We start from the raw sequence: 12470 nt of genomic DNA, 5'->3' as shown, positions 1-12470 counted from the left end.
TGCGCTTATGCGCGAAAAGCATCTGGGCGTTCAGTTCTGAGTCCGTAATGATACAGTATGGCTTCAACAATCCGCCGGGAGGCCTGGCCATCACCATAAGGATTGGAGGCTCTCGCCATTTCTTCATATGCCTGGCCGTTGGTAAGAAGTTCACTCGTGATAGTGTAAATGTTTTCTTCTTCCGTTCCAACGAGTCTTAACGTACCTGCCGCAATCCCCTCCGGCCGTTCCGTATTGTTCCGGAGCACCAGTACCGGGACTCCGAGCGAAGGAGCTTCCTCTTGCACCCCGCCGCTGTCAGTCAAAATAAGATAAGCCCGGGAAGCAAAATTATGAAAATCGATGACCCCAAGCGGATCAATCAAATGAATTCTCGGGTCGTTCCCCAGGATTTCAGCTGCAAGTTCCCTTACCGCAGGATTTAAATGGACTGGGTAAACAACCTGTACATCTTCATAATTTTCTACAAGCCTTTTGATTGCTTTAAAAATATTCTTCATTGGCTCCCCCAGGTTTTCGCGCCGGTGAGCGGTAACGAGAATCATCCGGTCTTTCCCGACTTTCTCCAGCACTTCATGAGTATAAACCTCTTGAATCGTCGTTTTTAAAGCATCAATAGCTGTATTTCCCGTAATAAAAATAGTGTCCCCGGTTTTGTTCTCCTCCAACAGGTTCTTTGCAGCCGTACCGGTTGGCGAAAAATGCAAATCTGACATTACCCCTGTCAGCTGGCGGTTTAACTCTTCAGGAAATGGAGAGTATTTGTTCCACGTACGAAGCCCCGCTTCAACATGGCCAACTTCGATTTGCTGGTAATAAGCAGCCAGACTCGCCGCAAACGTCGTCGTTGTATCACCATGGACAAGCACAAGGTCGGGCTTCACTTCGGTAAGGATTCCTTCGAGGCCTGCCAGGGCTTTAATCGTAATCTGGCTTAATGTTTGCCGGTCTTGCATAATATTTAAATCATAGTCGGGTATAATGCTGAAGGTGTCCAGTACCGCATCAAGCATTTGGCGATGCTGGGCCGTTACTGTTACGACTGGTTCGATTTCTTCAGGATACTTTTTTAATTCCATGACGAGAGGAGCCATTTTCACAGCTTCCGGACGGGTTCCGAAGATCGTCATGACTTTAATTTTCTTTTTCATCATGTATTACCTCGCTCATTCACGGCAGTCTATACCTTGATTCATTAGTGTATCATGCTACCTTTATTTTATCTTCCCGTCAATCCTGCTACAAGAATCAGAAAAAATATTTACAATTTCATGTTTAGCTTCATGAAGAGGCGGGTATTTTCTTAATATAAGCCACCACCTAACCCCTAACCCCAAAAAAGAACGTCCATCCTTCGGGATGGACGTTCTTTTTGTTTGCCTGTTCTCATTTTCTAATAGAGCTGCTTGGATCCAAGATAACGGCTGCTCCAGTACGATAGCCCCAAATCACTTACGGTCACACCGGATGATCCGCTGTGTACGAAGCGGTTGTTGCCAATATAAATCCCTGCATGGGAAGGGCCTTTTTTGTACGTTTCAAAAAAGACAATATCCCCTACTTTTGGGCTGCTTACGACTTTCCCCACATTCCATATGGAAGCGACGGTCCTCGGAAGCTGGATATTTTGCTTTTTGAATAGATACACCAAAAATCCGCTGCAATCAAAACCTTCGGAAACCGTATTGCCGCCCCAAGTATAGGGTGTCCCGACAAGCTCTGCTGCGTCTCCCACAAGGTTAATTACATTAAACGCTTTTGCAGGTGTTTGCGGTTTAGCTGGTTCAATCCCCTTCTGTTTCACTTCTGCCTTGATTTTTTCGATGGTCTTGCTGTCTGCCATTCCGGTCGCGGAAAGTGCATTTGCCTTTTGGAATGACTTCACGCCGGCTTCTGTGATCTTTCCGAAGATCGAATCCACTTTATATGTATAAAAGCCAAGTACCTTTAAGTTGGATTGAAGCTGATAAACCTCCTGGCCGGTGGAATGAAGTTTTAAACCCTGTACAACTGGTGTGGTGCTGCCAGGCTTTTCATTCTTTTTTCCGGCTACCTCCTTAAGTTTTTCCATTGTTCTGCTGTCCGCAACTCCTGTAACCGGGAGCTTGTAGGTGCGCTGAAATGATTTTACCCCTGCTTCTGTAATTCTGCCATAAATGCTGTCCAGGTTGTACCTGTAATATCCCAGCGCCTTTAAACTGGACTGAAGTTCATAAACCTTTTGACCTCTGTCATTCTTTTGCAGCCCGTCAGGTACGGCTGGTGCCGGCGTTTTAACAGGTGCAGGCGAAGCGGATGAAAAAATGGCTTTTTGCGTTTTATCATCTGCGATCCCCGTTACGGAAAGGTGGTTTGACCGCTGATACGACTTGACTGCTTCTGCCGTAATTCTTCCGTAATAGCCAGTGATTTTGGAGTAGGTAAAAAACTTAATTTCCCTCAGACGTTTTTGCAGCCGGTCTACCTCATACCCCTGTGAGCCTTGTTTCAGGGTGGTATAGCCTGCCGCCTTTTTGGGAGCCTGAGCTGCTGTTTTTTTAGTGATTGCCTTTACCGTCATCTTCCCTGTCACACCATCAATCACAAGTTGATGTTTTCGTTGAAACTCTTTGACAGCATTGGTGGTAAGTGGTCCATAGTAACCGGTAATGTACTTGGACTTTAAATAACCTTGCTTCATAAGTTCCCGCTGCAGTTCTTTGACATCAGGATTCTTCATTCCGTTTTTCAACACTTGATCTCCTAATGCAGCCTCACCTTTTGATGGAAGCAAAAGAATAGCCCCCGCGCATGCCGAGGAAATGACCAGAGTTTTGACCGCATTTGCGTTACCCTTTTTCAAATGTATATTCCTCCTTATTCGACCATAAGTGCCATATACTTCTAAATATATCGGAATTAAACGTCCGAACACAAGTAAATTTTAAATTTTTTGTATATTTAGGAAGAAAGTTGGGGGTTCCTCAGCTAAATTCCTCTATCATGAATAAAAACGGGACTGGAGTCCTCGCTTTTTATGTAGCGGCATAATCATTTGTATCTTTAGTCACTTTTCTTTTTTAATCCAGAGAACCTAAAAAAGCAAAGGCCGGATACCTTTTGGGTACCCGGCCTTTACTAATTTTCAGTGCTAACGATTAGCGGATTTCCGCTTTCAGCTTATAAGCATGAACAGAGGCATTGACATTAAGGTCTTTAACTTTAATGTGGTATGTTCCTTTGCCCAGTGTGGCATAAAGGACTTCAGCGTCTCCGCTGCCGTAATAGTCGCTTTTTGCCACTTGCTTGCCATTCTTGTAAACCGTAATCACACCATCAATGTCCAGTGAGGTATCGAGTGTCAGCTTCACGTTTGATTTTTTGCTGAGCGTCCATTTGTACCAGTCGGCATCTCCCCCACTTTGACTGACCACATTGAAATAACCAGTTCCACTATAGGATTTGCTGTTTATTTTTTTCAGTGACAGCGGTTTGGACGGTTTGTTTCCTTTGATGACTGATTGGGCATCTTCATCCTTCTTCATTGCCGATTGCACTTGCAGGGTATACGGAATGAAGGAAAGCTCCGGTGTGTTATCGAAAAAGCCCATTCCGATCAAGAAATATCCCTTGCCCTTTCTCGTTTGGAACGATCCTCTTGTTTCCGAGCCATAAATCCCTTTATATACCTCGCGGGCAGTATCTGCTTCGAAATCATCCAGTTTGCGGTTGCCGTTTTTATCATCGACCAATAAAACCAACCCATAATAATCCTGCAGCAGCTCACTTGGATACTTCGCTTTCAACGCTTTTGTTGCTGTTCCCTTCGTCAGGGACACGTTGGAGATTCCTGTCTCTTTTGCCTTGAAGTAGAAAGCATCGATATCTCCAGTCGCCGAGAACATTCCAGTCGCTTTGTTGTTTTTAAGATCTTTGACATGGTTGAGATCATCATTGGGCTCATTCTTATCATTTGGATTGGCTACCAGAAGCTTGGAGCTGAATTGATATGGATCATACAGCATAGAATCTGTTGTGTAATCGTTGCTGACACGGATAAAATATTTTTTCCCTTTCTTAAAGTCAGCAATTACATGGTCCTTCAACTCACCGGTCCACCAGTCCATATTTTCGGCCACATATCCAAGTTCAAGAGTTGAATCACCATTTTCATCCTTTTCCTTGATCAGTTGATACACCTCAAAGCTATACTTTTCCCCAGTTCCTAAGGTGAAACTATAGATGCTGTCCTGCTTTGGCGTGAATGCAAACCAGTCTTCGTCAATTTGCTGCTGAAGACCACCTGTTTTTTTCGTTCCAAGGGAGTATGGCAGCGCATTGTCCACGATATCCTGGACCTCGATCATATCCTCGTCTTCTTCGTCATCCATAATCACTACAACGCTTTGCGCGTGCGATATTTTACGTTCTTTCTGTTTGAGTGACGCATATTCTTTCACGTTAATTTTCTTGGCTGCCAGTTCTCCTTCAGGTGATTCATCTTCATCGGTATATGGCAGACCGTCCTCATCCGGGCCAATTTCCTTGTTCTCTACTGCAATAGTGTATGGAATAGCAGAAGGTTCAGGAGCATCTGCTTCCAGCATGGATTCATCCATGAAAAAGTCAAACATACCATCCATAATCTCTGCCTGGTTGGTTGTGCTCACCATGTAATTCACGCCAGGTACCGCTTCAAATACAATCGTCTCTCCTTTTCCATAGCCATTGGCATTCTGATAGAACATGGGCTCCATCTGTTGCTCTTCAGATTCCTCATCACTGAGCATTCCTTCTTCCGGATCCTCATCTCTATAAGGATCCTCGGCGTAAACCTTCAGCATGCTGTTCACACCTGGTACACCGCTTGTTTTTACTTTGACAACCTGCGGCTTGTCTACCTTAAAGGTGTAGAAATCCTCATCGTCATTTTCTCCGGTAAACGTCCCGTGGGCACGATACGGAAACTTTGACATGTTAGATGGTTTTTCCATCGTATTCTTGTCCTTCGGAAGGTCTTGGAGCCGCTTGATTTTCAGAGAATAACGAGAGGTGGCTGCTTTGGAATCATCATAGTTTCCATTCACATCACTTACCCCGATGGCCAGTGTTCCGCTGAATGGCGCTTTAAAAAGCTTTCCTTCTGTGCCGTTTTTCTTCAGCTTGTCAACATCCACCATCGTCCTGCTGTCTGTGCCGTACAGATGGATTTTGTACTTCAGATCGTAGTTTTTGGATCCTGTAAGGAACGTTTGAATATATTCACCCTTCTGCACTTCAAACTTTACCCATCTTTCTTCAGAAGCTTTGGTGATCTTGCCTTCTTTTGCATACTCCATGTTGATTTTTGGAGATATGGATGAGGCAGCTTGAAGTACTTCACGCTCGGTTTGCGGCCGTTTTACACTTGCAGGTATTTTCTTTACATTGAATTTCATTGCTGCCAATGGCTGAACAAGTCCGTGTGCATATTTTGAGTCAAATCCTTTTGCACCTAAATCCTTGGTGGTATGTTCCAAAATATACTCTACCTGTGCCGGTTTCAATGTTGGATATTTTGAGAGAATGAGGGAAGCCGTTCCCGCCACTACAGGAGTTGCCATACTGGTTCCGCTCATGGTTTCAAAGGTTGATTTCTTTTCATAATCATACAGAGGAGCATAGACATTTTCCCCAGGCGCTACAATGTCCACAGACGGACCATAATTGGAGTACCAGGAAAGCTTGTTTTTGGCATTCGTGGAGCCGACGCTGATAACTCCTTCATATGCTGCAGGGTAGGAAAGTTCATCTGTTTCCTCATTACCGGCTGCCGCTACGATTGTTACGTTTGCCTTTACTGCCGTTTTTACCGCTTCTTCAATCAGCGGAGAAGACGCATAGCCGCCAAGGCTCATGTTGATCACTTTGGCTCCATCCTTCACAGCGCGCAGGATGGCATCTGCAATTGAATAATCGTAGGCTCCGCCCCCACGGTCAAACACGTCGTAGGACAAAATTTTCGCGCTTGGATTGACACCATATCCGCCAATCCCATTTCCTTTTTTCGCTGCGATAATTCCACTGACATGTGTGCCATGAAAATCAGGCAGCGCCTGGTTCATTGGGTCATCCACATTTACGCTTTTGACGACCTGCCCTTTAAGTTCGGGGTGGTTTCGGTCTACACCCTGGTCAATGACAGCCACTTTCACCGCGTTTTTGCCGGCAAGCTTTTGCGCCTTTTCAATTTGCAGAAGGGATAGGCTGTATTGCTTAATTACCTTGGGATCCGGGGTGGAAAGTGTTTTGGACAGCACACTTGGAGAAACACCGGTGACTTTCCCCATTTTTTGATAAGCTTGCATAGCTTGATCAAATTTATTTTTATTGATCACTTTTACAACCGTCATATTGTACTGGCTGTATGAGCGGATTACCCTTCCTCCGGCTTTTTTATGATCGTTTGCCGTCAGTGGCTTGGTGTACTTGATGACCAGTGTATCATCACTGAACAGCGGCTTATGATTATCCTTTTTGTTTGCTTTTTTAACATTTTCAAGTGCAGCCGGTACACTTGATGTTTTCCCCGCGGATGGTGCTTTGACTTCCGCGTGCACAGCAGAATAGCCTGTCACCAGCAAACTGGCAGACAAACCTACCGCAGTAATTTGTTTTTTCCAATTTTTCATCTGTGCTCCTCCAAAATTCAGTATAAATTCTACTTTTTCACTGTCCTTCCAAATGGTTCTCTTTTCCTTCCACCCCGCTTTTCAAAAGCATTCTTTTTTATTTGACAAAAATTAGTAAATACCTCTTTTTTTTACAAAAAATACGAAACTATTTTTAAACAAACAAAAAAGACTCTCCTTTTAAGGAAAGTCTCTTCGTGTGTCATCCACTTATTTAAGCTTCATAGTATATGATTTTGTGGACCAATGATTGTTTGCTTCGTATACCGTTATATAGCTGGTGCCTGATTTAAGCTTGGCAGACCACACTTCTCCTTTGCCAATCCCATTCTTATCCTGGATTTTTTCATAGGTAAGGCGTCCGTTCTTATCCATGCGGTTTACAGCAATGACTGGATCCATTCCTTTAACGGCAGATACTTCAATTCTCACATTTCGGTCTTTAGCTAACTTGAATTTGAACATGTCCCCGTCGAACGGTAGATTAAAACCATCGGTATAAGATTTTCCAAGACTGACTACCTTTGCCTTTGATGGCCTATCGGCCGCATCACCTGCTGTTGACGGCATTTTAACCTGCAAAGCGTTCGCAGCCTCCACTCGTCCATAGCCATACAGATCAGAAAGACCACCCGCATTTTTATAACGGTCTGGCGTAAACGCCGATTTCTCAAGCATATACTCGATTTGCTGAGGCTTCAAAGAAGGATTCTTGCTTAATAAAAGTGAAGCTACACCTGATACCATAGGTGCTGAAAACGAGGTCCCCGACACATCCTTGCTGCCATACTTGCCGTCCTTCTTTGTTGTCATTATTTCCATCCCTGGTGCTGTCAGATCAAGCCGCGGTCCGCGGCTTGAAAATGGGGCAATCACATCGTTATACCGTGTAGCACCGACGCTGATCACCTGTGGATACGCCGCAGGATAATTGACACCATACACCGGATGTTCGTTCCCTGAAGCCGCAACCAGCGTAATCCCTTTGCTCACAGCCTCCAGAATGGCATCGTACTGGGCCTGGCTTGGCTCTCCTCCTCCAAAGCTCATGTTAATCACTTTTGCACCGTGGTCTATTGCGTAATGAAGGCCTGCCACAATGCTTGAGCTCGGGAAGCTGACCTTGCCGCCCACACGGACAGGGAGAATCATGACATTGTTATTGATGCCGCTGATGCCTCTCTTGTTGTCAACCGCAGCTGCAATAATGCCGGACACTTCGGTTCCATGCCCCACTGTATCGTCAGCTGTTTTAAAATGGTTCACAAAGTCCTTGCCTTTTAATACCTTGCCTTTTAGGTCCGGATGATCCGCATCTACTCCGGTATCCAAAACTGCCACGATGACCGGTTTTTGTCCGGCAGTCGGGTTGCCCAGATTTTTTGTCCAGTGAATCTTTTTCAGCGCCCACTGCTGGCTGTACAGCCGATCGTTAGGTTCCCCTGAAACGGCTGTTTTTTGAGCAAGATAGTTGGGTTCTGCATAATCAACAGCAGTGTCTTTCTGCACCTTGGCAAGTATGGTTTCATAATCCCGTTGAGCCGGGACAGCAAAGACCTGTATACCTTCTTCCTTTAAGATGTCAGGTTCGGTGACAGATACCAGCCCATAGGAAGCAGGGTTGAATTTTTCTGATTTTATTATTTTTACAATCAGTTCTCTCTTGTTTATCCTGGCTAAATCGATAGCTGCTTTGGGCGGATTAATCGTTTGTGTACTAAAATATGTATTCCGTTGCGAAAGTCCGTTGTCCTTTGCATAAACAGAGGTGCCAAACAGGCCAGCACCCATGATTCCTGCCGTTAAAACCACAAGCGAACGTTTTAATGTATTCATGCTTTTTCTCCCATTTCTGTCTGGTTTTATTGGATTATTATATCACTTTTCTTTTCTAGTAAAATGAAATTTTTAAAAAATATTGGAAGTAATCTATGAGACATTATGTTACAAATAGACACAAATCGGGTATTGATTGGAAAGTTATTTTCATTATTTAAATAACAGCTGGGAGGGGAAAGAAAAATGTTGAAGGTAGTTGGTGTTTACAAAACCGAGCAGGAAGCGGTTGAGCAGCGAAATGATATTAAAGACGAACACGAAAACGGAACCTTTATCGTGGTTGGCCCCTATGAAACGATTGAAGAAAAACAAGATAATGAACAAATCATCCAGCATTTTTTGGACCAATCCGACAACTCCTCTTTTTCACAGAATCTTTCCGGAAAAGAACGGCTGATTTTTCTCGGAGTTTCCCATGAAGAAGCAGAACATTACGGATCCCATTTGGAAACTGGAGAATTTTTATTATTGGAGGAATAAGTAAGGATTTTATTCATTTAAAAAGGCATTCTGCAGATAGCAGAATGCCCTTTATATGTTATTGATTCAATCCGTCATCCGCTTTGGCCTGGCGGATTTCATTATAGAACTCGGCAGAAGATGCCGTCATGTATGGTGTCAGCCAGAGGAATCCAAGTCCCAAAGTAAGGATCGCCAATATGATCCAGCCAATAAAGCTGAGCTGAAGAAGGAAGAACTTCCATTTATAGCCGTCCATCAGCCGGCGGCTTTCCGTAATCGCATGTAAAATTGGCAGATCCGGATTGTCCTTTAGCACATAATACGTCTGTGAATAGGCAAGCCCTTTAATGATGCCAGGCACGATTAGAAGCATGGTCCACAGTGCGGTAAACAGCCAAATAAGAATTGTCGTTCCGATCAGTTTTAAATAGGTTCCGATGACTGCAAAAGGATGGAACATGCTTTTAACGCCTTGCGGTTCTCTCCGGATGAGACTGAGAAACACCCAGTTATAGCCGATCACCGCAGGATAAAGAATGAGTCCCACAATGAGGGAGGTAATATCACCTTCATAGGTATCACCTAAATAATAATTGGACAATCCGCCACTTGCATACGCACTGAACAAGTCTGGAATAACGAATGTGAAAATCCCCAAAAGAATCGTTAGCAGGACCGCAAGCCCCCATTTATTTTTCAGCGCAACCCATGCTTCCTTTTTTATCTCTCTAATTCTCATGCATCATTCACCTTTCTGTTTTTCTATGACTATCATTTACTGCTTCATCTGCCCTGCTTAGCCAGTCGTCGACGAGTGCGTTAAACACGGCGTGCTGTTCAATCTGCAGGTTGTGCCCCGCTCTGTCCAATACGACAAACGAGGCTCTGGGAAATTGGTCGAGAATCTCCCAATGATCTTTATACCCTACAACTGCATCCTGTCGCCCGGTTAAGAATAGTGCAGGCTTTACGAAGGGCTCTGTAAGATCAATGGGAAAAGAAAAAGCATAATTTTGCTGAATTTTTTCCAAAAACGCAGAATCAGCCATCTTAATTCCAGGAGTAATCTCCTTTCTCATCCGCTCTAACGTATATTGATCCTGCACAACCGCGATAGAAGTAAACTCCACCGCTTCTTCCTCTGAAAGAGATGCGATCAGTTCGTCATCTCTTTTCAAAACCGTATGCTCAGGCAGAATCCGTTGCTCGTGCTCCGCATAAATGGGTGAGCATATGGTCAACAGGCCATCCACCCTTTCACCGATTCTGGCCACTATTCCCCTTGCGAGGTAGCCACCATACGATTCTCCAGCAAGCAAAAACGACTGTTCCGGAAGTATGGCATCAATAAAGCGCAGCACAGCATCAAGCATACCATCGGTCCCTTTGATCCATTCTTCACCTTTTGTACGGCCCATTCCCGGCAAATCCAGATAAATCCGTTCATAGCCTTCTCTGCCTGCAAATACCGGCTCCATGCAGCCTTCCATCAAACGGTAGTCAGGAGTAAAACCGTGAATCATAACGACCGGCTTCCCTTTACCGTATCTTTCATAATGAACTTGAATATCTCCCAGGTGACAAAACATACAACCTCGCCTGCCTTTTCTAACGTTCATTTTCACTCAACACTCTTATATTACCATTAAGCTGGAAGAAAAGGCGTTTAATCTTTCAATCGCGAATAACGAAACAATAGCAAAAAACGTTAAGAATTGTTCGTTAGCATCTTTTAAGATAGAGATGAGGGGGCAGTCATGATGGATTATGGCAAATGTATACAGGACACGATTGATTATATTGAAGAACATTTGGAGAAACCATTGACCTTGCATACTTGGCTACGAGCTGAAAACAACCAGCGAGGACGGGAGAAACTTAAAAGACATCCCTGTATTCTGGCAGGATTATCTCAGGGATCCGCAAATGAGAAAAGCAATTCCCAACAAAAAACACCCATCCGTGGAGCTTGGCATTTGCACAAATTTCAACCCGGATAACGGAACCTTCAGTTACTTCATTTGTTCAGAAGTAACGACAGCAGAAAATGCTCCTTCCGGTTTGGTTCTAAAGCATATTCCCGAAACCAAGTTTGCGGTGTTCACCACCCCGAGTGTTCCGGATGATGAGTTTTCCAACAGCATCCAGGCGACCTGGCGGTTTGTCTTTAAAGAATGGTTTCCGTCTTCGGGCTACGAACATGCCGGTGGCCTGGAAATTGAATGGTATGATGAACGAAGCGCAAACCCGGATTCCATGCAGATGGATATTCTCATCCCCATTAAATAACAGGAAAAAACGGCATGTCCATAACGGACTGCCGTCTTTTCTGTAAAGGTTTTATAAACATTCTTTAAAGCATTGTTAAGATTGGCAGAATCCGTTGCTCCCTCATCCTCTTCATTGGTATGGTGATGATGACCTGTTTTAGTGAAAAGGGGGAGAAACCCGTGATTAAAGAATGGAACCTTTTACGAACCATCGCCTGTCTGAGCATCGTTTTCCTGCACAGCACCTCCCAAACTGCGGTCTCGGTTGGAGGTTATCCGGCGTCAGGAGCATACAGCGTTCTTCGTGTGGCGTTATGCTATGCCACCCCTACCTTTGTCATCTTATCCGAGATTATTCTGGCGAACCGGTACCCGGATGAGCTTCCAAAAAATTTCTGGAAAAAACGGCTGAAATGGATACTCGCTCCGTTTCTAGCATTTGCAGTGATCGACGCCCTTGTGAGCTATCACCTGAATCCAGCTGTTGATATCGGATTGATGATTCAAAAGAACCTTCTCGGAAATTACGAAGGATATTTTGTCCTTATAATTTTTCAGTTTTACGCCCTGCATTATTTGGTGACGAAGTATAAGATTCCGGTCTCCTGGCTGCTGCCTGTCAGTTTGATTGTGATGAGCCTCCACTTCCAATTCATGGAAGGATCACATCGTAGCATCAAAGAAAATCTGTCGTATTTAAAGGTGCCTTTTACCGCCTGGTTTGCTTATTTTGCCGTGGCCTACGCCATTGGCAAGCATTATAAAACAGTGGCAGTAAAGCTCCAACAATACCGGTACCTGACCATTGCCGGGGTAGGGTTAAGCCTGGCTCTTGTTTATATTTTTTTCAAAGCGGGATATACAGGAGTAGGCTCCAAACGCCTTGACTTGTTTCCGTTAACGGTGGCTGTCAGCCTGTTTATTCTCGCCTGGGGACAGCGTTTGCCAGGAAGCCGAATCATTAATCTTATAAGCAACTATTCCTTTGGCATTTACCTCGTTCATTGGCAAGTGCAGCGGTACCTCGCTTCCTATACGGCTCAACTATTCGAACAAACCTATCTTCAGGTATTTTCACTCTTTTTCCTTACTCTTATTCTTTCCATGGGCCTTATTAAACTGGTTTCATTGTTTCCAGGAGGGGCCTATCTTGTCGGCAATATCCGGCGAAAAAGAAAAGCCGTGTCCGCACCGCTTCCCAAAACCGCATAAAACAAAAAAAGCATTGCCACAAAGGCAATGCTTTTTC

General features: G+C 44.4%; 9 protein-coding genes. 3 read left to right on the top strand and 6 right to left on the bottom strand.

Going from position 1 to position 12470, the window contains the following annotated elements; genetic code table 11:
- Window positions 1-5: 5 nt before the first annotated feature.
- The 4 genes from wecB to AS030_RS10735 all read right to left on the bottom strand — a co-directional run bounded on the left by wecB (window position 6) and on the right by AS030_RS10735 (window position 8486).
- Window positions 6-1151, bottom strand: a complete 1146-nt coding sequence (wecB, locus tag AS030_RS10750) for a non-hydrolyzing UDP-N-acetylglucosamine 2-epimerase (RefSeq protein ID WP_061971814.1) — start codon at window positions 1149-1151, stop codon at window positions 6-8.
- 242 nt (window positions 1152-1393) lie between these two features.
- Entirely contained in the window at window positions 1394-2842 is a 1449-nt protein-coding gene (locus AS030_RS10745; RefSeq protein WP_061971811.1) for a C40 family peptidase, read from the bottom strand.
- 295 nt (window positions 2843-3137) lie between these two features.
- Window positions 3138-6650, bottom strand: coding sequence for a S8 family serine peptidase (locus AS030_RS10740; protein WP_061971809.1), 3513 nt, complete (start codon window positions 6648-6650; stop codon window positions 3138-3140).
- 210 nt (window positions 6651-6860) lie between these two features.
- On the bottom strand, window positions 6861-8486 hold the full coding sequence (locus AS030_RS10735; RefSeq protein WP_061971807.1) for a S8 family peptidase: 1626 nt from the start codon (window positions 8484-8486) through the stop codon (window positions 6861-6863).
- 186 nt (window positions 8487-8672) lie between these two features.
- Here AS030_RS10735 and AS030_RS10730 point away from each other — a divergent pair, with 186 nt between their 5' ends.
- Window positions 8673-8969, top strand: a complete 297-nt coding sequence (locus AS030_RS10730) for a hypothetical protein (RefSeq protein ID WP_061971805.1) — start codon at window positions 8673-8675, stop codon at window positions 8967-8969.
- 58 nt (window positions 8970-9027) lie between these two features.
- Here AS030_RS10730 and AS030_RS10725 read toward each other — a convergent pair whose 3' ends face one another.
- Window positions 9028-9690 (bottom strand): DUF975 family protein, encoded by a 663-nt coding sequence (locus tag AS030_RS10725; protein WP_061971803.1) that lies wholly within the window; start codon window positions 9688-9690, stop codon window positions 9028-9030.
- A 7-nt stretch (window positions 9691-9697) separates the two neighbouring features.
- Window positions 9698-10540: an alpha/beta fold hydrolase gene (locus AS030_RS10720; RefSeq protein ID WP_061971800.1), complete on the bottom strand. Its 843-nt coding sequence runs from the start codon at window positions 10538-10540 to the stop codon at window positions 9698-9700.
- Between the two features lie 244 nt (window positions 10541-10784).
- Here AS030_RS10720 and AS030_RS10715 point away from each other — a divergent pair, with 244 nt between their 5' ends.
- Window positions 10785-11240: an effector binding domain-containing protein gene (locus tag AS030_RS10715; protein ID WP_082635792.1), complete on the top strand. Its 456-nt coding sequence runs from the start codon at window positions 10785-10787 to the stop codon at window positions 11238-11240.
- A 161-nt stretch (window positions 11241-11401) separates the two neighbouring features.
- On the top strand, window positions 11402-12433 hold the full coding sequence (locus AS030_RS10710; RefSeq protein ID WP_061971796.1) for an acyltransferase family protein: 1032 nt from the start codon (window positions 11402-11404) through the stop codon (window positions 12431-12433).
- The last annotated feature ends 37 nt before the right edge of the window (window positions 12434-12470 follow it).

Origin of the sequence: Fictibacillus enclensis, assembly GCF_001457035.1 — a bacterium.
GTDB classification, from domain to species: Bacteria; Bacillota; Bacilli; order Bacillales; family Fictibacillaceae; genus Fictibacillus_C; species Fictibacillus_C enclensis.
This window is presented reverse-complemented; position numbering and strand designations above follow the sequence as displayed.

Coding starts and splice junctions, on each gene's coding strand:
- wecB (WP_061971814.1), bottom strand. CDS start 1,151: ATGAAAAAGAAAATTAAAGTCATGACGATCTTCGGAACCCGTCCGGAA.
- AS030_RS10740 (WP_061971809.1), bottom strand. CDS start 6,650: ATGAAAAATTGGAAAAAACAAATTACTGCGGTAGGTTTGTCTGCCAGT.
- AS030_RS10735 (WP_061971807.1), bottom strand. CDS start 8,486: ATGAATACATTAAAACGTTCGCTTGTGGTTTTAACGGCAGGAATCATG.
- AS030_RS10730 (WP_061971805.1), top strand. CDS start 8,673: ATGTTGAAGGTAGTTGGTGTTTACAAAACCGAGCAGGAAGCGGTTGAG.
- AS030_RS10725 (WP_061971803.1), bottom strand. CDS start 9,690: ATGAGAATTAGAGAGATAAAAAAGGAAGCATGGGTTGCGCTGAAAAAT.
- AS030_RS10720 (WP_061971800.1), bottom strand. CDS start 10,540: ATGTTTTGTCACCTGGGAGATATTCAAGTTCATTATGAAAGATACGGT.